This is a genomic window from Streptomyces sp. NPDC055099 (assembly GCF_053607685.1).
Map to the genome: position 1 here is coordinate 1 of NZ_JBSGUA010000019.1, position 24,716 is coordinate 24,716.

The following is a 24,716-nucleotide window of genomic DNA, read 5'->3' on the forward strand; positions in this document are numbered from 1 at the left end:
GCCCCCGCCGGGGGGGGGGGGGGGACGCGCCCCCGGCCTGGCGGGCCCGGCGGGGGCCCGACTCGTGTGTGCCGGTCCGGCTCTTCGTGTGGCCGCCCGCCGTCCCCGGGGCTCCGCCCCGGACCCGGGTCCTCAGACGCCGGACGGGCTGGATCTACGCGCCGGACGGGCCAAAACCGCGCGCCGGATCTTTCCGGGCGGGCCCCGACGGCCAGCGGCGGTCAGTCCGTGGTCGTACGCTGGAGACCCCCGGCCCGTATGACGTTGCCGGGCCCTTCGCGTTGCCCCGCGCGCCCTGGAACCTGGACGGAAAGCGAAAGCCCACATGAGCCTGCACGGTCTGCTCGATGCTGTCGTCAAGGACTCCGCACTCGCCGAAGCGGTCAAGGCCGCGGCCGACGGCAACCGCATGCACGTGGACCTGGTCGGCCCGCCCGCCGCGCGCCCCTTCGCGATCGCGGCCCTCGCCCGCGAGACCGGGCGCACCGTCCTCGCCGTGACGGCGACCGGGCGTGAGGCCGAGGACCTGGCGGCAGCGCTGCGCACGATCATCCCGCCGGACGGCGTCGCCGAGTACCCCTCCTGGGAGACACTGCCGCACGAGCGCCTCTCGCCGCGCTCCGACACCGTCGGCCGCCGCCTCGCCGTCCTGCGCCGCCTCGCCCACCCGCGCCCCGACGACCCCGAGACCGGTCCCGTCTCCGTCATCGTCGCCCCCGTGCGTTCCGTCCTCCAGCCGCAGGTCAAGGGCCTGGGCGACCTGGAGCCCGTGGCCCTGCGCAGCGGCGAGAGCACGGACCTGAACGCGACCGTGGAGGCCCTCGCGGCAGCCGCGTACTCCCGGGTGGAGCTGGTCGAGAAGCGCGGCGAGTTCGCCGTGCGCGGCGGCATCCTCGACGTCTTCCCGCCGACCGAGGAGCACCCGCTCCGCGTCGAGTTCTGGGGCGACGACGTCGAGGAGATCCGCTACTTCAAGGTCGCCGACCAGCGGTCCCTCGAAGTCGCCGAGCACGGCCTGTGGGCGCCGCCCTGCCGGGAGCTGCTCCTCACCGGCGAGGTGCGGGAGCGGGCCGCCGCCCTCGCCGAACAGCACCCCGAGCTGGGCGAGCTGCTCGGCAAGATCGCCGAGGGCATCGCCGTCGAGGGCATGGAGTCCCTCGCGCCGGTCCTCGTCGACGACATGGAGCTGCTGCTCGACGTCATGCCGCAAGGCAGCATGGCCGTGGTCTGCGACCCCGAGCGCGTGCGCACCCGCGCCGCCGACCTGGTGGCGACCTCGCAGGAGTTCCTCCAGGCGAGCTGGGCCGCGACCGCCGGGGGCGGAGAGGCGCCCATCGACGTGGGCGCGGCCTCCCTGTGGGGCATCGCCGACGTCCGCGACCACGCGAGCGACCTCGGCATGATGTGGTGGTCCGTGTCCCCCTTCGCCGCCGACGAGGAGCTTGGCGACGACACCCTCAAGCTCGGCATGCACGCCACCGAGACCTACCGCGGCGACACCGCGAAGGCGCTCGCCGACACCAAGGGCTGGCTCGCCGACGGCTGGCGCACCGTCTATGTGACCGAGGGGCACGGCCCGGCGGCCCGCACCGTCGAGGTCCTGGGCGGCGAGGGCATCGCGGCCCGCCTGGACGGCGAGCTCACCGAGCTGACGCCCTCCGTCGTGCACGTCTCCTGCGGCTCCATCGACTACGGCTTCATCGACCCCGTGCTCAAGCTCGCCGTCCTCACCGAGACCGACCTCTCCGGCCAGAAGGCGGCCGGCAAGGACGGCCAGCGGATGCCCGCCCGCCGCAGGAAGACGATCGACCCGCTGACCCTGGAGGCCGGCGACTACATCGTCCACGAGCAGCACGGCGTCGGCCGCTACATCGAGATGGTGCAGCGCACCGTCCAGGGCGCCACCCGCGAGTATCTGGTCGTGGAGTACGCACCCGCCAAGCGCGGCCAGCCCGGCGACCGGCTCTACATCCCCACCGACCAGCTGGAGCAGATCACCAAGTACGTCGGCGGCGAGGCCCCCACGCTGCACCGCCTGGGCGGCGCCGACTGGACCAAGACGAAGGCGCGCGCGAAGAAGGCGGTCAAGGAGATCGCCGCCGACCTCATCAAGCTCTACAGCGCCCGCATGGCGGCCCCCGGCCACTCCTTCGCCCCCGACACCCCCTGGCAGCGCGAGCTGGAGGACGCCTTCCCGTACGTGGAGACGCCCGACCAGCTCACCACCATCGCCGAGGTCAAGGAGGACATGGAGAAGACGGTCCCGATGGACCGCCTGATCTGCGGCGACGTCGGCTACGGCAAGACGGAGATCGCGGTCCGTGCCGCCTTCAAGGCGGTGCAGGACGGCAAGCAGGTCGCGGTCCTGGTGCCGACGACGCTGCTCGTGCAGCAGCACTTCGGCACGTTCTCCGAGCGCTACTCCCAGTTCCCGGTGAAGGTGCGGGCGCTCAGCCGCTTCCAGACGGAGACCGAGTCCAAGGCCACCCTGGAGGGCCTGCGGGACGGCTCGGTCGACATCGTCATCGGCACGCACCGCCTCTTCTCCTCCGAGACGAAATTCAAGGACCTCGGCCTGGTCATCGTCGACGAGGAGCAGCGCTTCGGTGTCGAGCACAAGGAGCAGCTGAAGAAGCTGCGCGCCAACGTCGACGTGCTGACCATGTCGGCCACTCCCATTCCCCGTACGCTCGAAATGGCCGTGACCGGCATCCGTGAGATGTCGACGATCACCACGCCGCCCGAGGAACGCCACCCGGTCCTGACCTTCGTCGGGCCCTACGAGGAGAAGCAGATCGGCGCGGCCGTCCGCCGCGAACTGCTGCGCGAGGGCCAGGTCTTCTACATCCACAACCGCGTCGAGTCTATCGACCGCGCGGCGGCCCGCCTGCGGGACATCGTCCCCGAGGCCCGCATCGCCACCGCCCACGGCCAGATGTCCGAACAGGCCCTGGAACAAGTGGTGGTGGACTTCTGGGAGAAGAAGTTCGACGTGCTCGTCTCGACGACGATCGTCGAGTCGGGCATCGACATCTCCAACGCCAACACGCTGATCGTCGAACGCGGCGACAACTTCGGCCTCTCCCAGCTCCACCAGCTGCGAGGCCGCGTGGGCCGAGGCCGCGAGCGCGGTTACGCCTACTTCCTCTACCCGCCGGAGAAGCCGCTGACCGAGACCGCCCACGAGCGCCTCGCCACGATCGCCCAGCACACGGAGATGGGCGCGGGCATGTACGTGGCGATGAAGGACCTGGAGATCCGCGGCGCGGGCAACCTCCTGGGCGGCGAACAGTCCGGACACATCGCGGGCGTCGGCTTCGACCTCTACGTACGCATGGTGGGCGAGGCGGTGGCCGACTACCGCGCGTCCCTGGAGGGCGGCGTGGAGGAGGAGCCGCCGCTGGAGGTCAAGGTCGAGCTGCCGGTCGACGCGCACGTCCCGCACGACTACGCCCCCGGCGAGCGGCTGCGTCTGGCGGCCTACCGCTCGATCGCCTCCGCGAGCAGCGAAGAGGACGTCAAGGCCGTACGGGAGGAACTCACCGACCGCTACGGCAAGTTGCCGGAGCCCGTGGAGAACCTGCTCCTGGTGGCGGGCCTGCGCATGCTGGCCCGTGCCTGCGGGGTCGGCGAGATCGTGCTGCAGGGCAACAACATCCGGTTCGCCCCGGCGGAACTGCGGGAGTCGCAGGAACTGCGGCTCAAGCGCCTCTACCCCGGCACGGTCATCAAGGCCAACGTCCACCAGCTCCTGGTCCCGCGCCCGAAGACGGCCAAGGTCGGCGGAAAGCCGTTGGTCGGCCGCGAACTGCTGGGCTGGGTCGGGGAGTTCCTCACGTCGATCCTGGGTTCGTAGGAGCGAAGCTTCCCCGCGCCCCGTAAGGGGCGCGGGGAACTGCGCGACCAGCCACATCAGACCGGCAGACGAGAACCGGCCGGTCCAGCGTTACCCCAGCCGCCGGAAGACCAGTGCAACGTTATGCCCGCCGAAGGCGAACGAGTTCGACAGCACGGTGTCGACGGCCGCCTCCCGACCCCCCGCCCCCACGACATCAAGGCCGAGCGCCGCGTCAGGCTCATCGAGATTGGCGGTCGGCGGCACCACCCGGTGCACGATGCTCTGCACGGCGGACACCGCCTCGATGGCCCCGGAGGCACCCAGCGTGTGCCCGGTGAGCGACTTCGTGGCCGTCACCGGAATCCGCCCCGCCGCCTCGCCCAACGCGAGGTGCAGCGCCGCGGCCTCCCCGGCGTCGTTGAAGGACGTGGCCGTCCCATGGGCGTTGACGAGGTCGACGTCCTCAGGGGTCAGCCCGCTGGAGCGAAGGGCCGCGATCACCGCCTTCGCGGCCCCCGAGCCGTCGGGCCGCGGGGCGGTGATGTGGTACGCGTCGGAGGAGCGTCCGTAGCCGCTGAACTCCGCGAGCGGCACGGCGCCGCGCGCCGCCGCGTGACCGGCCTCCTCCAGGACGAGGACGGCGGCGCCCTCGCCGAGGACGAAACCGTCCCGGTCGGCGCTGAAGGGGCGGCTTGCCCGCTCCGGCTCGTCGTTGCGCGTCGACAGCGCCCGCATCTTGGCGAAGCCGCCGAGCACCGACTCGATCACCGGGGCGTCGGTGCCCCCGGCGATGACGACGTCGGCCTCGCCGCTGGTGATCATCTGGTGGGCGGCGACCAGGGAGTCGGCCGCGGAGGCGCAGGCGGTGACCGACGCGCTGCTGGGTCCCGTCAGGCCGTACTTGATGCCGATCCAGGCTGCCGAACTGTTCACCATCGTGGCCGGGATGAACCGTGCGGACAGGCCGCGGTAACCGCCCTTCTCGTAGGCGGCACGGAGGTTCTCCTCCGTGCTTCCGCCGCCGCCCACGCCGGAGCCGATGACCACGCCGATCCGGTCGGTGTCCTCGGCGGGCAGGTCGAGCGCGCTGTCGCGCAGGGCCAGTTCGGCCGCGGCGGCCGCGAGCTGGGTCGCCCGGTCGGTGATCCTTTCGGTGCGCCGGTCCGGGGCGAGATCCTCGGGCAGGTCCACCTCGCCGGCGATCCGGACGGGCATGGCGGAGGCGTCGAAGCGGGTTATGGGCCGTATCGCGCTGCGGCCCTCCATCTGGGCCACCTGGAAGTGCTTGGCGCCGATGGCCAGCGGCGTGACCGGGCCGATGCCGGTGACGACGACGCGGCGGGCGCTCACGCGGCGGCCTCGGACGTGGAGGTGGTGCCGTGCTCCTCCAGGTACGTGACGACGTCCTGGAGGGTCGTGAGGTGCTCCAGGGCGGTGTCGGCGACCGCGGCGCCCAGGTGGGACTCGAGGAGGGAGACGAGCTCGACCATGTCGAGGGAGTCCAGGCCCATGTCCTCCTTGAACCGCGCCTTCGGGCCGATCTCCTCGGGGAGCAGGCCGAGCCGGTCGACGAGGTAGTCCGTCATCTGCTGCTGAAGGGTGTTGCTCATGGTGGCTGTTCCTTTCACAGGTCCAAGAAGGTGTGTACGGGGCGGAGTTCAGGCGGCGGGCTGCCGGTAGGCGCCCAGGTCGGCGTGGAGCGCGAGGCCCTGGCACACCTCGGCGAACGCGTCGACGAAGCGGTCGGCCTGCGCCGTGTCCAGGACGAGCGGCGGCTGGATGCGCATGACGCCGGTCCGGTTGGCGGTGACGAAGGTCAGCATCTTGTGGTCGCGGGCCAGGGTCCCGACGAACCGCAGGCACATCAGGTCGCCGAGCGTCGACTCCATGGCGCGTCCGACGCCGGAGAGCGCGCTGCGCAGCTCGTCGGGCAGCCAGTCCACGAGGGTGTGCAGATCGCCGGGGAAGCGGGTGAGCGCCTCGTCGGTGAGCGCTCGTACGGCGCCGGAGAAGTCCCCGTCGAACTCGATGGCGGTCATCATGCCGACGCCGCGCACGTCCTTGACGAAGCCGTACGGGGCGGTCACCTCGGTGAGCCTGCCGCGCAGGTGCTCGCCGACCTTGCGGGCGTGGGCGGGCAGGTCGTCGCCGGTCAGGACGTCGAGGGTGGCGAGGCCTGCCGCCGCCGCGAAGTTGCCGCCGCCGAACGTCGAGGAGTGCAGCATGGAGCGGTTGGTGGTGCCGTACGCGGCGTCCCACAGGTCGGCGTCGCACAGGGTCGCGCCGATCGGGACGAGGCCGCCGGAGAGGGACTTGGCCAGGCACAGGATGTCCGGCTGGAGGTCGTCGTGGTCGGCGGCGAACAGTGCCCCGGTGCGCCCGAGGCCCGTCTGGATCTCGTCGAGGATGAACGCGGCCCCGGCCTTGCGGCACAACTCCCGTGCGGCGCGCAGATATCCGGGCGGCGGCAGGACGACACCGCCCTCGCCCTGCACCGGCTCGACGATGAATCCGGCCGCCCCTTCGATGGCCCGCTCCAGGGCTTCGAGGTCTCCGTAGGGCACCTCGGCGGTCTCGGGGAGCAGCGGGCCGAAGGGGGCGCGGTGCCCAGCGCGGCCGGTGACGGAGAGCGCGCCGAGCGTCTTGCCGTGGTAGCTGTTCTCCGTGTAGACGAGGCGGCTGCGGCCGGTGCCGGCCCGCGCCAGCTTGAGCGCCGCCTCGACGGCCTCGGTGCCGGAGTTGCTGAAGAAGACCCGCTCCAGGCGGCCGGGGGAGACGGCGCTGAGCCGCTCGGCGAGCTCGGCGGAGTGCGTGGGCATGGAGACGTACTGCACGAAGGTCGGCGCGGACGCGTCGAGGAACTGCCGCAGCCTGCCGGTCACTTCGGGGTGGTTGTGGCCGAGGTTGAGGCAGCCGTACCCGGCGATGAAGTCGAGGTAGTCGGTGCCGTCGGCGGTCGTCAGGGTGGCGCCGCTGCCGCCGGTGAAGACCCGGTCGAGTCCGTGGGCGGCGAAGAGGCGCGCCATGGGCGGGTTGACGTGCTGCTCGAAGCGGCGCGGCGTCTCGGCGGCCGTGTCGGGCGCGGGCGCCGGGGACGTGGACTTGGCGGGGCGGTGGTGGCGGGCCAGGCGCTCCACGTCGTCGTCGTGGACGGTGCGCCCGAAGGAGGCGAGCGGTGTCGGGCTGAAGCCGTGCCGGGCGGCCAGAACGCCGATGGTGCGCACCCGCTCCAGGTCGAGCTCGCGGCCCAGCGAGAAGGACTCGGCGCGGCCTTCGAGGGCGAGCACGATGGTCTCCGCGAGGCAGCCGTTGAGCTGCTGCGCGGGCGCGGGCAGCGAACCGTCGCCGACCGTCACCTCGTCCGACGCGCTGACCAGGCCGCCGTCGATGACCAGGACGTCGCTGCCCGGCGCGGGCGGCTCGGCCACGTCGCGGGGCAGCGCCACGTCGACCACGATCGACCCCGGCCGCAGCGCGGCGGGGTCGACCAGGCCGCCGACCGAGGAAGCGGTGACGTAGAGGAGGGTCTCGGCGGTGCACTGGGCGACGTCCCCGACGATCCGCACCCGGTCGTGGTGCACGGGGTCGAGGTGGCGCAGGAGCCGCTCGGGCGACTGGGTGCCGATGCGGGCCACCAGGTCCAGCGGGTGGCCGTCGCCGAGCAGCAGCTTCGCGATGGCCAGGCCGATGGAGCCGGGGTAGCCGACGACGGCGACCCGCGTGCTCTCGGGGCTGAGCCCCAACAGCCGTACGACGTGGCCGATTTCGGCGTGGGCCGCGTATACGGTCAGCGAGTTGCCGCTGGTGACCGGGACGCCGACCTGTTCGGCGGTCCACAGGCCGCGGTCGCCGACGATGGAGGTGGCGCCGCCGAGGCCGACGAGCTGCGCGCCCGCCTCCTCGCGCAGCGCGCTGACCTCGGCGACGACGAGGTCCCGTGCGGTGGTCGGGCGGGCCAGCAACTGCTGCGCGGTGTAAGGGAGATGGCGGACCTCGCCGGTCGCGGTGGCGCCGGTGGCGGAGGTCACGGAGGTGAGGAGCGGCACGGGCACGTGGTGGCGGCGGGTGCCGGGCGGTTCGGGTGTGCCGCGGTGGTCGTCGAAGAGGCGGCCGAGTAGGTCGAGGGCGCGGACCTGGTTGCGGTGGCCTGAACTGATGGGATGCGCGAGGAAGCCGAAGGTGGCCGGCATGGGGAGATGACTCCGATTCGTGGGTGTCAGGAGACGTCTGTGCGTACGGCGGGCGCGGGCGGTCAGCGGGCCGCGCGTGCCATGGCGAAGGTCAGCTCGGGCAGCTCGTCGCGCTGCCAGCCGAGCGAGGAGAGCAGGCTCAGACCGTCGCCCTCGTTGTTGTGGGAGAGCAGCACCGAGGCGAAGGTGACGGCGGCGCGCTGCTGGAGCAGGCCGCGCAGGTCGGTACGGGCCGCGTCCGTGATGTGCCGGTGGCGGACGGTGAGGTCGCCGTAGCGGCGGGTCCACTCGGGTTCCAGGAGGGAGAGCACCTGTGTCTGGCGGCTGGACTCGGCGCCGGTGCGGCCCTCGTGGTAGGTGCGGATGACGGAGTGGCCGCCGTCGACGAGGCGGAAGACGGTGACGTTCTGCCGCAACCGCTGTCCGTAGAGCGCGGATTGCTGCACGAGCGTCGGTGTGATGTCCGGTACGAGCGATGCGGCGCCGTCGCCGATGAACGCGAGGACGTTGTCGTCGCGGGTCAGGGCGACGGTGGGCACGGCCTGCAGCGCGTCGCCCATCAGTGCCCTGCCGTACCAGCCGGAGAAGCCGGGGCCCGTGCGCGGCAGGTTGCGGACGGCGGAGATGCCGCCGCGGCCCACGTCGAAGACGCCCGTGTAGGTGTAGCCGTGCCGGGTGATCAGTTCTTCCAGCACGGTGCGAAGGTGCTGGAAGAAGTAGTTGGCGCTCATCGGGAGCACGGGGAGCCCGTGGATCACGTCGGAGGCGCTGTCGCGAGTGCGGGCGATGGCCTCCTTGCGTACGTCGAGGACGCTGGGCGTGACGTCGAGCCCCTCTCGTACGGCCTTGAGGAAGGCGCGCGCCTCGGCGTGCACGGGGTGGTCGGCGTACGGAGCGAGGTGCGCCTTCTCGTCGGTGACCTGGACGATGCGCAGCTGCCGGGAGAGCGTGCGGGGCGAGAAGGGTGTGGCGGCCTCGCCCAGGCGGCTCTTGAGGAAGAACAGGGCCTGTTCGCCGCGCGGGCGCAGCCTGCCGTCCTCGTGCAGATAGGCGTGGACGCGTGAGGAGAAGGCGTACAGGCCGAGGGTGCCCAGATACTCCTCGACCACCGACCCGTCGCGGTGGCGGCCCACGCTGCCGGGCCGGGTGAGGGAGTCGGCGAGACCGACGCCCGCCCGCGACGCGATGTCGTGGACCAGCCAGGACTCCTCCGTGTCCAGCGAGCCGCACTGCCAAAGGAGCCTGCTGGGCTCGGAGTTGACGATGCGGAGCACCGGTCCGAGGTCGCTCTCCTTGACCTGGAGGGCGGCGGTCGCTGGCGGCTCGACGGCTTCTGGCCGGTTCAGTTCGGCGGCGGTGCCCGTCGCGTCGAGCACGGCGGGCGTGGCGAGCAGGAATACCGGGCCGCGGTGCGCGTGATAGGCGGCGTAGGCCTCGGCGAGGTCGTCCGCGATGCGCTCCGGGTCGTCGAGATAGACGTACGGAACGCCCTTGGCGGCCAGTACGGCGCGGGAGTCCTCGGCCGCGTGGACCGTGCCCTGGAAGGGGAACCACGCGTCGGGCGGGGTGTCGGCGCAGATGACGAAGCCGCGGGCGCGGGCGTCGCGCAGATTGGCCAGGGTGCCGCGGAACTCGTCGACCATGCCGCTGGTCACGACGATCACGAACGGCGCCCGGTCGAGCTGCCAGCGCGCCAACGCCCCACTGGCCAGGCTGTGTTCGCTCGGCCCGCGCAGGACCGGGTTGCCGGTGGCGGTGGCGAGGCGGTCCAGGTCGGAGATGGTGCCGGAGACCACGGAGCCCGTGTAGTAGTGCAGGCCCCAGGGTCCGTCGCCCTCGGCGCCGGGCTGCCGGCCGAGGAAGTCGTGCAGTGCGGCGGCGAGGGCGGAGGGGCCCTTCTTGGTGGCCGCGCGCAGGGCGGAGCCGGTGTGCCGCAGCTGCACGTGGTCGGTGAACGCGCAGATGACGTCGGCCGCGAGGACCCAGGCGTCGGCGGGCAGGGCGCGCAGTACATAGGGGCGGGCGACCTGCGCGGCAGCGAGGCTCTCCGGCGATGCGCCGACCCCGTAGACATAGGTGCTGTGTGCGGAGAGCGTGGTGCGCAACGGCTCGGGCAGTGCCTCGGCCAGTTCACCGAGGGCCTGGGGAAGCGAGCCGTCGAAGGGGTCGGCGCTCAGGCCCGCCCCGTCGGCGTCGATCAGGACCAGTGAGAGCGCGGCCCCGAGGGGCGATTCCCGGACAGCGCGGGCGGCGGCCGATGTGCTGTCCGCGGTGACGATCCGTATGTCGAGACCGGGTACGGCACGGTCGAGGAAACGTCGGGATCTGGCCAAGGTCTCGCGGTATACAGGAGTGCTTATGGAGGGGTCGGCGGACTCTTCCATAAGGTCGTGCAAGCCGGTGGCGATCCGCTCGTGGAAGTCCGCTCTTTTACTGATGGAGAGGACGAAAAAGCGGTTGCTTAATTGGTGTGCCGATTCTTTCGATGAGCTCGATGACACCTTTGCTGCTCCCATGCGGGTAAACGGAAAAGGGCATCGCAAAGGCCTTCGGTCGCACACGTGAAGACCTCGTGCGAGGGTATCGTGAGGAAGGCGTGCAGCCCGGAACGGGCAGCCTGGGATCAAGGCGTCGCAAACGAGGTCAGCGCACGCTTGAGGCACGCTTGACCTGCACTTATGCAGACACCTTGAGGGAATTGGAGAAGTCGCGGTCCGACGTGGTCGGTCGTTGGCCTACGACTCGTCGATGAAGTGACACATGTGGGGCCCCCGTTGTCGAACGTAGCCGGGCGTCGTTGCCCGGTTTTCTGGTTCAAGTGTCATCATTCAGCAGCGAAGTTCTTCGGGTCAAGCAGATCAATGGACGCGTCGCGTGATGCGGGTCACGTAATACCCGCAGGGGGGTGGAAGTTGAAATCTGTTCGGTGTCCGGTAACCCGGAATTGATGTCTTCGCTTGCTTCGGCACCGGTCCAATTGATTTCATTGGGTCATGCAGAATTTAACGAAATCGAAGAAGCGGGACGGGAATATCCTGGTGCTCGGCGGTTATGGCGCCGTGGGCCGCGTCACCGCACTCGACCTCGCGGGGCGGCTGCCGGGCCGGGTGATCGTCGCCGGCCGCGACCGGGCCCGCGCCGTGGAACTCGCCGCCGGCAGCGGCGGCACCCTGCTTCCCGCGCGCGTCGACCTCGCCGACCCCGCCTCACTGGAACAGGCGCTGGAGGGGGTCTCCCTCGTGGTGCTCTCCGTGGAGCCCCGCACCCCGGCCGCCCATCCCGCGCGGCTTCTCTTCGAGCGGGGCATCGGTCTGGTCGACGTCACCGCGACGCATTCGCTGATCACCGAGGTCGAGCGGCACGACGCGCTCGCCCGCGAGCGGGGCGCGACCGCCGTGCTCAGCGTCGGGGTCGCCCCCGGCCTGACCAACCTGCTGGCCCGCCGGGCGGCCGAGGCCGTCGGCGGCGCCGAACGCCTCGACATCTCCGTCGTGCTCGGGGCGGGCGAGGCCCACGGCAAGGACGCGGTGCGCTGGACCGTCGCCCAGCTCATGGACGGGAACGGCGGCCGGGCGCGTCCGCTGCGGGTGGCGACCTGGCCGCCGGGCCGGCAGCGCACCCACCATCCGTTCCCCTTCTCCGACCAGCACACCCTGCGCCGCACCCTCGGCGTCCCGGACGTCACCACCCGGCTCGGCCTCGACTCCGGCGCGCTCACGGGCCTGCTGTTCGGGCTGCGCAGGGCGGGCGTCTTCCGTGCCGCGCGCAGGGCCCGCCTCGACGGGCTGCTCACCGCCTCGCTGACCCGCGTCCACCTGGGCGGCGACCGGTTCGCGGTGCGGGTCGACGCGCACCGGGGCGGGCGCCGGGTGACGCGGGCCCTGACCGCCACGTCGCAGTCCCGCTTCACCGGGCTCACCGCGGCGGAGGTCGCCGCGCGGGTGTACGAGGGTGAAGTGCCCTCCGGCGTCCGGCACATCGAGGAGGCGGCGGGCCTCGCGGGGGTGCCCGAGGCGCTGGCCGCGCACGGCCTGACGGCTTGGGCCGGCGACGCGGGCGCGTAGCCGGCCCAAGCCCGACCGGTTCCGGGGCGACGGGGGAATGGAGTTGCCCGGAACCGGACGCGGTGCGTGAGGACGGGTCACTTGCCGGCCCCACGCCGATCTGCGGGAGAGCGGTCGATGCCGCCCGCGTGGCCGTCGACGCCACCCGCGTGGCTGTCGACCAGGTCGCCGCCGTCGCCGTCGTCGTCACCGGCTCCCTCGGCGGACGCGGCGTCCTGCTTCGCCCCGGCCGGCGCGCCGCCCGCCAGTTGCGCGGAGAGCCGCTCGCCCTCCATGTCCACGTGCGGCACGGTCCGCTCCAGGAAGCGCGGGAACCACCAGGCGGCCTTGCCGAGCAGGATCATGACGGCGGGGACCAGCGCCATCCGCACCACGAAGGCGTCGATGAACACGCCGACGGCGAGCGCGAATCCGATCGGCTGCACGATCGGGTCGTGGCCGATGACGAACCCGGCGAAGACCGAGATCATGATCAGCGCGGCGGCCACCACGACCCGTGAGCCGTCCCGGAACCCGGCGATCACCGCGTCCTTCGGAGCGGCCCCGCGCGAACTCTCCTCCTTCATGCGGGAGACGAGGAACAACTCGTAGTCCATGGCGAGACCGAAGAGCACCCCGATCAGCAGGATCGGCAGGAAGCTCACCACGGGACCGACCTTCGGCACCGCGATGAAGTCCGAGAGCCAGCCCCACTGGTAGACGGCCACCACGGCGCCGGCGGACCCCGCGATGCTCAGAAGGAAGCCGACGACGGCCTTGAGCGGGACGAGCAGCGAGCGGAACGCCAGCGCGAGCAGGATCAGCGAGATGCCGACGATCACCGCGAGGAACGGCGGCAGGGCATCGCTCAGCTTCTTCGACACGTCGATGTTGGCCGCGGTGGTGCCGGTGACCGTGAGCTTCATCCCGGCGTCCGCCGCCGCGCGCTCACCCTCGTCCCTGATGTCCGCGACCAGGTCCTCGGTGGCCCGCGAATCGGGGCCGCCCTTGGGGATCACGGGGATCGCGGCGAGCTTCCCCGTCTTGTCGACGGAGGGCGGAAGCGGTGTCGCCACACCGGGCAACTGGCCCAGCTTCTGCGCGAGTTGCTTGACGCCGCCCTCGGAGAGCGGGGCCGCACCCTTGGCCTCGGCGACCGCGATGAGCGGTCCGTTGAACCCCTGCCCGAACCCCTCGCTGACCAGGTCGTACGCCTGACGTGCCGAAGTGCTCTCGGGGTACGAGCCGTTGCCGGGGAGCCCGAGCCGCAGGTCCTTGGCGGGGATGGCCACCGCGCCGATGCCCACCAGGCAGGCGACGAGCACGAGGACGGGCCGCCGCGCGACCCCGCGCACCCAGCGCTCGCCCGCCGAGAGCTTCCCACTGCCGGGCTTCGCCTCGCCCGGCTTCCCCTCGCCCGGCTTCTTCTTGCCGCCGCCGAGCCCCGGCAGGCGCAGCCGGTCGACCGAGCGGCCCGCGTACCCGAAGAGGGCGGGCAGCAGGGTGACCGCGATCAGCATGGCGATGATCACGGCCCCGGCCGCCGACAGACCCATCACGGTCAGGAACGGCACCCCGGCCACCGCGAGCCCGGCCAGCGCCACCACTACGGTCGCCCCGGCGAAGACCACGGCGCTGCCCGCCGTGCCGCCCGCCCGGGACGCCGCTTCCCGGGGCTCCATGCCCTCGGCGAGGTTCTGCCGGTGGCGGGAGACGATGAACAGCGCGTAGTCGATGCCGACCGCCATGCCGATCATCAGGGCGAGGACCGGCGCGGTCGAGATGATGTCGTACGAGCCGGTCAGCGCGAGCAGCCCCGCCATGCCGAGGCCCACGCCGACCAGCGCGCTGAGCAGCGGGAGACCGGCGGCGAGCATCGAGCCGAAGGTGATGAGCAGGACGAGCACCGCGACGCCGACACCGATGGCCTCGCCGCCCTCCACGGTCACCGTCGGCGTGTAGGCGTCGCCACCGAACTCGACCTGGACACCGGCCTTCTCGGCGCTCTCGGTGGCCTCGCGCACCGCGTCGCGCGCTCCGTCGCCGAGGTCGTGCAGACGGGCGTCGAACACCACCTGCGTGAGGGCGATCCGCCCGTCCTTGGACACCGCCTGCGCGGAGAACGGCTCGATGACCTGGGCGACGCCGTCCGCCTTGCCGATGGCCGCCGCCGCGGCCGAGACCGCCTCGCGCCGCTCGGGCGTGGTGAGCGACTGCCCCTCGGGGGCGGCGAAGACGACCTGCGCGGAGGCGTTCGCGTACTCGGGAAGGCGGTCCGAGATGCGGTCGATGGTGGTCTGCGCCTCGGTGCCCGGCACCCGGAACTCGTCGGTGGTCTTTCCGGAGAACGCCGCCGCGAGTCCGCCGACGGCGAGCAGCAGGACGAGCCAGACGGCCACCACGGCATGTCGGCGCCGATAGCAGAGCCCGGCCAGTCGGTAGAGGAGCAGGGCCATGGGAGGTGCCTCCATCGCGGGATGCGTACGTGGCGCGGGGCCGCGGAACAGCCCTTCGCCTGCCTACGCCGACCACCATACGCGCAACTTGGTCACCTGACAAAGTCGAGTGACGAAGTCATACGTCAGGGTCGACTGATTGAGTCGCTCCCACCGATACTCTGGGGCCATGGCACACATCCCCGCCGCCGAGCGGCGTCCGCAACTCGTCCAAGCCGCCATCGAGCTGATGGCCCGCGAGGGAGTCGACGCCGGATCCACCCGCGCCATCGCCGCCGAGCTGGGCGTGGCGCAGGCGACGGTGCACTACACCTTCGGCACCAAGCGTGATCTCTACCGCGCCGTCATCGAGCAGATGACCGTCGAGCTGGTCGAGCTGGTGCGCGGCGCCGCCCCCGAGGGGCAGGAGGGTCCCGCCGACTTCGAGCGCGCCATGCGGCGGATGGCCGAGGCGCTGTGGCAGGCGCTGCGCGAACAGCCCGGCCGCTTCCGGCTGTTCATCGAGCTCACCACGTACGCCGTGCGCAACCCCGACCTGCACGAACTGCTCCGCCGCCACCAGCGCGACCTGGAGGAGACGGCGGCGGAGCTCATTGCGGGCGTGCTCGCCCTGACGGACGGCGCCCACGCGGCCGAACCCCTTGTCGTCGCCCGCTTCTTCCTCCAGGGCTTCGACGGCCTCTCGCTGCGGCACCTGGTGATGGGCGACGGCAAGGGGGATTCGGCGGCGGACGCGGACTCCGCGGCCGACCTGGAGCGCCTCCTGGAGGCGACGCTGAACCTCACGCGCGCCAAGTAGGCGTGGCCGACGCGGTCATGGGGCGGGACTACGCGTACTCCCGCACCAGGAGCTTGAGACCGGGCGCGCCCATCAGCGCGTCGAACTCCCGCCCCCGGTAGTCGGCACGCACCTCGAACCCGGCGCGCTCCCACGTGCGCTGGGCCCGCGTGTTGCCGTTGAGGCAGAGCACCTGCGCGCACGCGTAGCCCTGCTCGCGCCCCAGGTCCAGGGCGTGGTCGAGCAGGGCCTGCACCACGCCGGTGCCCCGGAACTCGGGGACGACGGCGACGTTCTCGATCCCCCAGGCGCCGGCGTAGTCCGTGGGCAGACAGGACCGGAAGATCCGCTGGCGCTCGTACACGTCCTCGAAGGCGGCCGTGCCGGGCCAGTCGGCGGTGGCGGCGAGGACGGCGCACTGCTCGCCGATCGCGGCGTGCCCCTCGGTCGCGGGGTCGTAGGCGGTGAGGGCGCCCACCGGGCGGGGCCTCGTGCCGCGCTCCGTCGTGGGCGAGGCTTCCGCCACCCAGAAGCGGGACAGATGACACCAGTGGGCGCGGGGTGAGAGCGCGAGCGTGCGCAGGATCTGCCGGGTGACCCCGGTCCCCTCGCCGAGAAGCGGCTCCCAGCAGCAGCGGTCCAGGTGGGAGGTGGCGGCGGTCTCCATGACCTGGACGAGGAAGTCGAGATCGGCGGTGACGGCGGGGCGGACCGTGACGGCGAGGTCCGGATACGGCCGGGAGGTACGGGAGGTGCGGGAGGTACGGGAGTTGCGGGCGCTCTGTGTGCTCTGGGGGTTCTGCACGATGACCACCTGTTTCCGCAGCTCTGGCTGCCCATGTCCTGGTGGGGGTCTATTGGCTCCCTGTTGTGACGATAGATGGCACTTGTTCGTTTGACCAAGTCATGTGAACCGATTTCGGCCGTACGGGTGGCGCGGTGGCTCAGGGGGCGCAGGCGTCGGCGATCGAGCGGCTGTTCTCGTAGAGGTGGTGGCGCGTGACCCGGCCGTCCTCGACGGTCAGGCGCAGGGCGAAGGGGCCCTCGAAGGACTTGCCGGTGGCGCGCACGGTGCCCCACAGCCGGCCGAAGATCACGGCATCGGTGCCGTCGACGAGCAGGGTGTCGACCGTGGCCCCGGCCTTCTCCGGCACCGTGTGCGCGGCGAGTTCGGCGGCCTGGGCGGCGCACTCGGCGGCGGTGGACCGCGGCCGGATCCACGGCACGCCCGGGTTCTCGGCGAGCATCCAGTCGACGTCGTCGGCGAAGAGCGCGGCAAGACCCTCGGCGTCTCCCGCCATCCTGCACTGGAGGAAGGTCTGGACGGCGGCGCGGGTGGCGTCCTCGGTGGAGGGGGTGACGGTCATCTGCTGCTCCTCGGTCGGTCTCCCTGTGGACGCGTCCGATCCTTCCGCGGGGCCGCGCGGAGGTCGATTACGCCGGAGGTAATGCCGTCCGGCGGTGCCACGTCCGCCTCACCGCCCGGCGGGGACGTTATGGTCTAAACCAGTCACTCGGTACGGTGACGGTGAGAGACGCGAGCGCGTGAGCCAGGGGAGGGGAAGTGCCGTGGGGCTTGGGGCCGTTGTGGGACTCGTCCGGTTTCCGGTGAAGTCGATGCTGGGGGAGGAGCGCGAGCGGCTCGTCCTCGACGAGCGGGGCGTGGCCGGTGACCGGCTGTGGGCCCTGCGGCACGAGGACGGGAAGCTGGGGAGCGGCAAGAACAGCCGCCGGTTCCGGCGGACGCCCGGGATGCTGGAGTACACCGCCGTGTACGAGAGTGACGCGGGCGGCGAGGGTGACGGAAAGGGCGGCGGCGACCCCGTCGTCACCACCCCGGACGGCGAGACCCTGCGGCCCGGCGATCCGCGCGTCGGCGAACTCTTCGGCGCGGGCGTGGAGTTGGCGCGCGAGGGCGAGGTGAGCCATCAGGACGCGGGCGCCGTCTCCCTCGTCGGCACCGCCTCGCTGCGCGCGCTCGGCGAGCTGCTCGGTGACTCCGACCCCGTCGACGTACGCAGACTGCGCAAGAACATCGTGGTCGGCACCGAGGAGCCGTGGATCGAGGAGGACTGGGTGGGACGGGAGATCTCCTTCGACGGCGGCCTGCGCCTGCGCGTCGTCGAACGCATCGAGCGCTGCGTCATGACCACCCAGGCCCAGCGCGGCCTCCCGGCCGACAATCGCATCCTCAAGACGCTCACCGCGTCGCGCGGCATGTGCATCGGTGTGTACGCGGATGTCGTGACACCCGGCACGCTCGCGCTCGGGGCGGAGGTGACCCTCCGATGAGCGTGCACGGCAAGGGAGTTCGGGCCGCACTGCTGCTCGCGCTCGCCGTCGCCGGAACCGTCACCGGCTGCTCCCTGGAGGAGACGCCCGGGGGCTCCTCCGGGCCCGACGCCAAGGCGGGCCCCGCGCTCGCCGCGGTGGACACGCTCACCGTCAAGGGCCGCGCGCCCAGGACGGGGTACGACCGCGACCGCTTCGGCAGCCCCTGGGCCGACACGGACTCCAATTCCTGCGGCACCCGCGACGACATACTCAAGCGCGATCTCAAGGACGTGAAGTACCGCGACGGCGACTGCGAGGTGGTCTCCGGGAAGCTCTCGCCCGACCCGTACACCGGCAAAGACGTAACGTTCGTGCGCGGGCGCAGCCAGGTCGACATCGATCATCTCGTGGCCCTCTCCGACGCCTGGCAGAAGGGCGCCGGCACGTGGGAGCCGAGCAAGCGCATCGCCTTCGCCAACGACCCGCTCAACCTCCTTGCGGTCGACGCGGGCCCCAACCGCGGCAAGGGGGACGGCGACACGGCCACGTGGCTGCCGCCGGACAAGGGCTACCGGTGCGCCTATGTGGCGCGGCAGGTGGCGGTCAAGAAGAAGTACGAGGTGTGGGTGACGGGCGCCGAACGGGACGCGATGAAGCGGGTCCTGTCGAACTGTCCCCGGGAGAAGCTGCCGGTGGGTGAGGGGCCGACGGCCGCGCCCGGACGGTTCCACGCGCGCTGAGCGGCTTCGTACGCCGGAAAACGACTTAACAGGCGGGCCCGTGCCCGCTAGCGTCCGCGGCATGGACCTGAAGATCACGACGCTGGCCGAGCGGCCCGAACTCGCCGGGCCGCTCTGGGCGATGGACGACACCTGGCCGGAGTTCATCGGCAACGATCCCATCGCGTGGTCGATGATCGGGCGCATCGTCAAGGACTTCCCCGAGTACGTCCTGGTGGCCACCGACGAGCGGGGAACGGTCGCGGCCAAGGCGTTCAGCGTGCCGTTCGCGCTGGACGCGGACGGGCGCGGGGAGCTGCCGGACGGCGGCTGGGACCAGGTCATGCTCTGGGCGTTCTCGGACCTGCGGCACGGCAGGAAGCCGGACACGGTGAGCGCGATCGAGATCACCGTGGCGACGGAGTTCCTCGGGCAGGGTGTCTCCGGGCGGATGCTCGCCGCGATGCGCGAGAACGCCCGCGCGCGTGGCTTCGCGGAGGTCGTCGCCCCGGTCCGTCCGAACGCCAAGCACCTCGAACCGGCCGAACTGATCGACGCGTACGCGGTCCGTACGCGGGACGACGGGCTGCCCGCCGACCCGTGGCTGCGGGTGCACGTGCGGGCGGGCGGCACCATCGAGAAGGTGGCGCACGCGTCGATGACCGTGTCCGGTTCGCTCGCGCAGTGGCGGGCGTGGACCGGGCTGCCGTTCGACACCGCCGGTCCCGTCGAGGTGCCGGGCGCGCTGGTGCCGGTGCTCTGCGAGCCGGAACGCGGGTACGCGGTGTACGTGGAGCCGAACGTATGGGTGCGGCACGTGCTGTGAGCCCGGCCGCACGGCGGTCGACTTCGGGCGGGCGGGTCAGCCCGCGAGCTTGTCGATGTCCATGACGTCACCGGCGGGCGGCTGCGCGTCGACCGGCTTGTCGAACTCGCCGAACGTCAGGGTCTCCGGCGTCTTGGCGGTCTCGTTCACGACCTTCAGCAGGTACGGCTTGCCCTCCGTCGCGACGTAGAGGGTGTACCGGTCCTTGCCGTCGCTCTCGGTGAGCGTGAGGGCGGGCGTGCCGTCGACCGTGGTCGTCTTTCCCCTGCGGGCCGCGGAGTTGACGTCCTTGAACTCGGCGAGCAGCACGTCCAGGTCGCAGAACGAGGCGATGTCCTTCGCCTCGGCGCCGGTCGCGGAGGTCTTCACCCACCGGCCCGCGAGCATGTCCACGGCGGCCTCGGTCTCCGCCGCGGGCTGGCCCTTGCCCTGGGCGCGCAGGAACTCCTCGTCGTACTTCATGTAGACCGTGCGCGCGGTCGTGATCAGGTCGAGCGAACCCTGCCCGCCCATCCCCATCGTGCCCGCGCACTGCCCCTTGGTGTCGAAGGCCATGTCCAGCTCGATGGTGCCGGTCTCGTCGGGGACGCTGCCCTTGACCTTGAGGGACGAGGCGTCGGTCGTCGCCTTCACCGCCTTGTCGACGATGTCGGGCCCGGACATGCCGGGGAAGGGGCCGGCTTCCTTCTTGGCTTCCTTGACCTTCCCCTCGTTCTTCTTGGAGCCGCCTGTCTCGGTGCCGCAGGCCGTGAGGCCGACGGCCGCGGCGGTGGCCAGGCATACAGCGGCAAGAGTGGTACGTCGCATGAAGATCCCCCCACAGGAACTTGGAACTTTGGAGCTCGGAGCTTGAGGTGCTGTCTGCTGTCGCCATCTCAGCAGAGGTTGTGAACCGAGTCAACACGCGTTCACATGGACAGTTCGTTAACGGGCGTGAATGCGGGCGTGCGGCGTGCGGTGGGTATGCTCGGCGCCACAGCGCCGCGCCGGGGCACCTGTGCGGCGGGGTCAGCGGGACCGAGGGGAGCCAGTCGGTGGGGGAGAAGTCGGCGCGGGACAGATCGGCGCGGGACAACGCGACAGAGGTGACCGCCGCCGGGATCGCCCGGCTCGCCGGTGTCGGCCGGGCGGCCGTCAGCAACTGGCGCCGCCGCCACCCCGACTTCCCCAGGCCCATCGGAGGCACCGACACCAGCCCCTCCTTCGCGCTCGCGGAGGTCGAGGCGTGGCTGCGCGCCCAGGGCAAGCTCGGCGAACTCGGCGAGGTCCCGCTGAAGGAACGCGTCTGGCAGCACCTCGCGGGACACCCCGCGGGCCCCGTCACCGCACTCCTCCACGCGGGCTGCGCCCTGCTCCTCGTGCACGACCGCCACCCGGACTGGCTCAAGGTGAGCGCGGTGTCGGACGAGCGCATGGCGCGGCTGCTCCCCGCGGCCCTCGAACGCGTCGTCACCCCGCGGTTCGGCGAACCCCCGGCCGCCGGAACAGGCCCGCGGCGGACAGCGGTGCGCGTCCCGGACGCCGGACAGCTCCTGCCCTCCGTCCCGCTGCTGCGCGGCGCGGCCGAACTCGCCTCCGAACTGGGGGCCCGGCAGACGTACGAGTTCCTGATCGGGCGGTACATCGACGCCAACCCCCGGCAGTACACGCTCACTCCGGCCGGTCCCGCCGACCTGATGGCCGCGCTCGCGGGCCCCGCCCCGACCGTGCTCGACCCCGCCTGCGGGACCGGCGCCCTGCTGCGAGCCGTCGCCCCCCGCCCGGACCAGCGCCTCTACGGACAGGACAGCGCCCCCGAACTCGCCGCCCTCACCGCGCTGCGCCTCGCCCTGCACTCCGACGCCACCGTGCGCGCCGCGACCGCCGACACCCTGCGCGCGGACGCCTTCGGCGAGGAGCGGGCCGACGCCGTGCTCTGCCACCCGCCGTTCAACGAACGCAACTGGGGGCACGACGAACTCGCCTACGACCCCCGCTGGGAGTACGGCTTCCCCGCGCGTACGGAGTCCGAACTCGCCTGGGTCCAGCACGCGGTGGCCCGGCTCCGGGACGGCGGCACCGCCGTGCTCCTGATGCCGCCGGCCGCCGCGTCCCGCCGCTCCGGGCGCCGGGTGCGCGCCGACCTCCTGCGCCGTGGCGCCCTGCGGGCCGTGATCGCGCTGCCCGCGGGCGCCGCGCCCCCGTACAACATCCCGCTGCACGTCTGGGTCCTGAAGAGGCCGGTGCCCGGCGCGAAGACCCCGCCCGAGCTGCTCCTCGTCGAGACGGCGGGGCTCTCCGTCGCCGACGGCAGGGACCGGCAGGCGTGGCGTCCGGTGCAGGACGCCGTGGTGGATGTCTGGCGCGGCTTCGACCGGCACGGCACCGTCGACGAGCGGCCCGGCCTCGCCCGCTGCGTGCCGGTGCTCGAACTCCTCGACGACGAGGTCGACCTGGCCCCGGCCCGCCGTCTGCCGCCACCGGCAGCGGGCGGCGGCACCGAGGAGCTGACGGCCGTACGCGAGCGGCTCGGGGAAGCCGTGCGGCGCACGGCAGACCTCATGCCGCCGCCCCCGAAGCCGGGCGACACGGAACACTGGCCGGTGACCACCGTGGGCGAACTGGCGCGCGCGGGCGCCCTGTTGCTGCGCACGGGAATGGGGCCGGGGCCCGGGGCCGCCGCACCCGGCGTCACGCGCGTCCTCACCGAGCACGACGTGCTGGCCGGGACGCAGCCCTCCGGCACCCTCGACCCGGAGGCCCATCCGGCACGGGAGAGTGCCGTGGACGCGACGGCCGACTCCGTGGTGACCCGGCCCGGCGACGTCGTCATCCCCGTCTCCGGCGGCGGCACCGCGGCCCGCGTCATCGACGAGAACACCGCGGGCGCCGCGCTCGGCCGCGGGCTCACCCTCCTGCGCCCCGATCCGGCCGCCCTCGACCCGTGGTTCCTCGCCGGCTTCCTGCGCGGCACCGCCAACAACCGCCAGGCGAGCAGCTTCGCCTCCACCGCGGCCAGGCTCGACGTCCGCAGGCTGCGGCTGCCGCGCCTGCCGCTGGAGGGGCAGCGCGGCTACGGCGAGCGGTTCCGCGCACTCGCCGCCTTCGAGGACGCCCTGCGTCTCGCGGGCAGGCTGGGCGAGCAGTTGGTGCGGGGACTGCACGACGGACTGACGGACGGCACGCTTCCGCCGGAATGAGTCGACCGGGTTCCGGGCGGGCGCGGGATCGGGCCGCGATCAGGACGTGACCAGTACCGCAACGGTTCGGTACAACCCCGGGCCGCTTCCACGTGTCGGCCTATACGCTCGAATCAGCATCAGTTCGTATTTCGACTTTCGGCCGTGCGTTCCCCCTCGGGAACGTACGGCCGCATCAGGCACCAGGAGCAGCCATGCACGGCCACGGCTATGCGCCGCAGCAACCGCAGCCGAACTCCGGCGGCACCCACGTGACGCTGCGCGTGCTGTTCGTGGTCCTCGCCGTCGTGACCTGTGGCCTGCTCGCCTGGGCGCCGATGCTGCGGCTCGCGATCGTGACCCGCAAGTCGTACGACTGGGTGCTCTTCGGTCTCGTGACCGCGCTCGACGTGACGGCCCTCGTGCTCGTCGGCGTCGACCCGGGCGACGAGGAGTTCCAGGGACCGGGCAACGCGGGCATGGTGATCCTCCTGACCACGCTCCTCGCCGTGGTCGCCTACTACCTGTTCGCGGACATCAGGCACTTCAGCCGCTACCGGCAGCAGTACCCGGGCTACGCGGGACCGCAGCCCGCGTACGGCTACCCGCAGCAGCAGGGACCCGCCCCCGTCCACCTCCAGCCCACGCAACTGCACCAGCCGCCGGTCCAGCAGACGCCGCCCCCGCCCACGCGCCCCGCACCGGCCCGCATCCACCAAGTACAGGCCGAGCTCGACGAGCTCAGTGACTACCTGCGCAAGCAGGAAGGCGGCAACTGAACGTGTCATCGGGGACGTCACCGGGGGCGGGCGGCCGCGGCGGCCGCGGCGGCCGTGTCATCGCAGAACGCTACGAACTCTCCACGCTCATCGGCCAGGGCGGCATGGGCCAGGTCTGGACGGCGTACGACCAACGCCTCGACCGCCGGGTCGCGGTCAAGCTGCTCCGCCCCGACCGCGTCGCGGGCGCCGAGGCCGACGAGCTGCGCCGCCGCTTCGTGCGCGAGTGCCGCGTCACCGCGCAGGTCGACCACCCGGGCCTCGTCACCGTCCACGACGCGGGCACCGAGGGCGAGGACCTCTACCTCGTCATGCAGTACGTGGACGGGGCGGACCTCGGCGACCACCTCGCCGAGCACGACCCCTACCCGTGGCAGTGGGCCGTCGCCATCGCCGCGCAGGTGTGCGCCGTGCTCTCCGCGGTGCACGCCGTGCCGATCGTGCACCGCGACCTCAAGCCGCGGAACGTGATGGTCAAGCAGGACGGCACGATCAGCATCCTCGACCTGGGCATCGCCTCGGTCATGGACACCGACACCACCCGCCTCACCCACACCGGTTCGCCCATCGGCAGCCCCGCGTACATGGCCCCCGAGCAGGCGATGGGAGGCGCGGTCGGCCCGTACACCGATCTGTACGCCCTGGGTGTCCTGCTGCACGAACTCCTCAGCGGGGACGTGCCGTTCTCCGGTTCCACCGCGCTCGGCGTCCTGCACCGCCACCTCTACGAACCACCGCTCCCGGTCCGCCGCCTGCGCGCCGAGGTCCCCGAGGCCCTCGAAGCCCTGGTGCTCCGGCTCCTCGCCAAGGACCCCCAGCACCGGCACGCCAGCGCCCAGGAGGTCTACGAGGAACTGGTCCCGCTGCTCCCCGCGCGCGGCATACCGACCGGCGGTCCGCTCGACCCCACCCGCCCCTTCCTGCGCCCGCACGCCCCGTGGCCCGACCGCGCGACGACACCGGCGCCCGCCCCCGCCATCCAGCCGGACCGGACCGACCACCGGCAGACCCCCGGCAGCCACACCGACGTGGTGCACGCGGTCGACGAGGTCAAGCGGCTCCTCGGCGAGGGCCGCATCACCCAGGCCGTGGACATCCTCGGTTCGATCCTGCCCGCGGCCGCCGCCAAGCACGGCGAGCACTCCCCGGTGGTCCGCTCCCTGCGCAAGCAGTACGCGGCGACGCTCATGGACGACGGCCAGTACCGCCGCGCCCTGCCCGAACTGCGCCGCCTCGCCGACGAGCGCGCCGCCGAGTCCGGCCAGGCCGACCCGCACTCCCTCCAGTTCCGCTACGAGGCCGCGCAGTGCCTGGAGCAACTGGGCGAACCGGCGGCGGCCCTCGCGGAGTACAGGGCGCTCCTCCCTTACTACGAGAACCGCTACGCCTCCGACGACCGCGACCGCCCCCTGGAGATCCGCCGCCGCATCGGCCACCTGCTCCTCGCCCTCGGCGACCGCGCGGCGGCCCACGACACGCTGGCCCGGCTGCTCATGGACGCCGAGCGCATGCACGGCGTGGGCCACCCCTTCCCGGCGGAGATCCGGCGGACGTTGCAGTGGCTGGGACAAGTACGGGGCTGAAGGCGGGAACGTACCCCAACTCGCGTCGAATCGTTGGTCGAATGGGTGGCCGAGAGACCGGCCCTTCCCTAA

The 24,716-nt window shown here is 72.2% G+C and carries 17 protein-coding genes; 9 read left to right on the forward strand and 8 right to left on the reverse strand.

Annotation, left to right across the window (positions count from 1 at the left end; genetic code table 11):
* Window positions 1-325 precede the first annotated feature (325 nt).
* Complete coding sequence (gene mfd, locus ACWFRU_RS35155) at window positions 326-3,856, forward strand: transcription-repair coupling factor (protein WP_453692155.1); 3,531 nt, start codon at window positions 326-328, stop codon at window positions 3,854-3,856.
* Between the two features lie 90 nt (window positions 3,857-3,946).
* On the opposite strand, the gene ACWFRU_RS35160 is transcribed toward mfd, so the two are convergent.
* From ACWFRU_RS35160 to ACWFRU_RS35175, 4 genes are all read right to left on the reverse strand, one after another.
* Entirely contained in the window at window positions 3,947-5,188 is a 1,242-nt protein-coding gene (locus ACWFRU_RS35160; protein WP_453692156.1) for a beta-ketoacyl-[acyl-carrier-protein] synthase family protein, read from the reverse strand.
* On the reverse strand, window positions 5,185-5,448 hold the full coding sequence (locus ACWFRU_RS35165) for an acyl carrier protein (protein ID WP_453692157.1): 264 nt from the start codon (window positions 5,446-5,448) through the stop codon (window positions 5,185-5,187). The genes ACWFRU_RS35160 and ACWFRU_RS35165 overlap by 4 nt, the downstream gene beginning before the upstream one ends.
* Window positions 5,449-5,496: 48 nt before the next feature.
* Entirely contained in the window at window positions 5,497-8,028 is a 2,532-nt protein-coding gene (locus tag ACWFRU_RS35170; protein WP_453692158.1) for an aminotransferase class III-fold pyridoxal phosphate-dependent enzyme, read from the reverse strand.
* Window positions 8,029-8,090: 62 nt separating this feature from the next.
* A complete protein-coding gene (locus tag ACWFRU_RS35175) occupies window positions 8,091-10,361 on the reverse strand; it encodes a hypothetical protein (RefSeq protein WP_453692159.1) in 2,271 nt (756 codons plus the stop codon).
* Window positions 10,362-11,021: 660 nt separating this feature from the next.
* Here ACWFRU_RS35175 and ACWFRU_RS35180 point away from each other — a divergent pair.
* Entirely contained in the window at window positions 11,022-12,092 is a 1,071-nt protein-coding gene (locus tag ACWFRU_RS35180; protein WP_453692160.1) for a saccharopine dehydrogenase family protein, read from the forward strand.
* Window positions 12,093-12,169: 77 nt separating this feature from the next.
* Here ACWFRU_RS35180 and ACWFRU_RS35185 read toward each other — a convergent pair whose 3' ends face one another.
* Window positions 12,170-14,527: an MMPL family transporter gene (locus tag ACWFRU_RS35185; RefSeq protein WP_453692252.1), complete on the reverse strand. Its 2,358-nt coding sequence runs from the start codon at window positions 14,525-14,527 to the stop codon at window positions 12,170-12,172.
* 169 nt (window positions 14,528-14,696) lie between these two features.
* Here ACWFRU_RS35185 and ACWFRU_RS35190 point away from each other — a divergent pair, with 169 nt between their 5' ends.
* A complete protein-coding gene (locus ACWFRU_RS35190; RefSeq protein WP_453692161.1) occupies window positions 14,697-15,326 on the forward strand; it encodes a TetR/AcrR family transcriptional regulator in 630 nt (209 codons plus the stop codon).
* A gap of 28 nt (window positions 15,327-15,354) precedes the next feature.
* Here ACWFRU_RS35190 and ACWFRU_RS35195 read toward each other — a convergent pair whose 3' ends face one another.
* Complete coding sequence (locus tag ACWFRU_RS35195) at window positions 15,355-16,110, reverse strand: GNAT family N-acetyltransferase (RefSeq protein ID WP_453692162.1); 756 nt, start codon at window positions 16,108-16,110, stop codon at window positions 15,355-15,357.
* Between the two features lie 139 nt (window positions 16,111-16,249).
* Entirely contained in the window at window positions 16,250-16,672 is a 423-nt protein-coding gene (locus tag ACWFRU_RS35200; RefSeq protein WP_453692163.1) for a nuclear transport factor 2 family protein, read from the reverse strand.
* Window positions 16,673-16,892: 220 nt separating this feature from the next.
* Between ACWFRU_RS35200 and ACWFRU_RS35205 the strand changes: the two genes are divergently transcribed.
* From ACWFRU_RS35205 to ACWFRU_RS35215, 3 genes are all read left to right on the forward strand, one after another.
* A complete protein-coding gene (locus tag ACWFRU_RS35205) occupies window positions 16,893-17,597 on the forward strand; it encodes an MOSC domain-containing protein (RefSeq protein WP_453692164.1) in 705 nt (234 codons plus the stop codon).
* Window positions 17,594-18,319, forward strand: coding sequence for an HNH endonuclease family protein (locus ACWFRU_RS35210; RefSeq protein WP_453692165.1), 726 nt, complete (start codon window positions 17,594-17,596; stop codon window positions 18,317-18,319). Before ACWFRU_RS35205 ends, ACWFRU_RS35210 begins: the two co-directional genes overlap by 4 nt.
* A 61-nt stretch (window positions 18,320-18,380) precedes the next feature.
* On the forward strand, window positions 18,381-19,124 hold the full coding sequence (locus ACWFRU_RS35215) for an N-acetyltransferase (protein WP_453692166.1): 744 nt from the start codon (window positions 18,381-18,383) through the stop codon (window positions 19,122-19,124).
* Window positions 19,125-19,160: 36 nt separating this feature from the next.
* Here ACWFRU_RS35215 and ACWFRU_RS35220 read toward each other — a convergent pair whose 3' ends face one another.
* Window positions 19,161-19,931 carry a hypothetical protein gene (locus tag ACWFRU_RS35220; protein WP_453692167.1) on the reverse strand — a complete coding sequence of 257 codons (771 nt, stop codon included), beginning with the start codon at window positions 19,929-19,931 and terminating at the stop codon, window positions 19,161-19,163.
* A gap of 227 nt (window positions 19,932-20,158) precedes the next feature.
* Between ACWFRU_RS35220 and ACWFRU_RS35225 the strand changes: the two genes are divergently transcribed.
* The 3 genes from ACWFRU_RS35225 to ACWFRU_RS35235 all read left to right on the forward strand — a co-directional run bounded on the left by ACWFRU_RS35225 (window position 20,159) and on the right by ACWFRU_RS35235 (window position 24,644).
* A complete protein-coding gene (locus tag ACWFRU_RS35225; protein ID WP_453692168.1) occupies window positions 20,159-22,303 on the forward strand; it encodes an N-6 DNA methylase in 2,145 nt (714 codons plus the stop codon).
* A 194-nt stretch (window positions 22,304-22,497) separates the two neighbouring features.
* A complete protein-coding gene (locus ACWFRU_RS35230; protein ID WP_453692169.1) occupies window positions 22,498-23,061 on the forward strand; it encodes a hypothetical protein in 564 nt (187 codons plus the stop codon).
* Between the two features lie 59 nt (window positions 23,062-23,120).
* Window positions 23,121-24,644 (forward strand): protein kinase domain-containing protein, encoded by a 1,524-nt coding sequence (locus tag ACWFRU_RS35235; protein ID WP_453692253.1) that lies wholly within the window; start codon window positions 23,121-23,123, stop codon window positions 24,642-24,644.
* Window positions 24,645-24,716 lie beyond the last annotated feature (72 nt).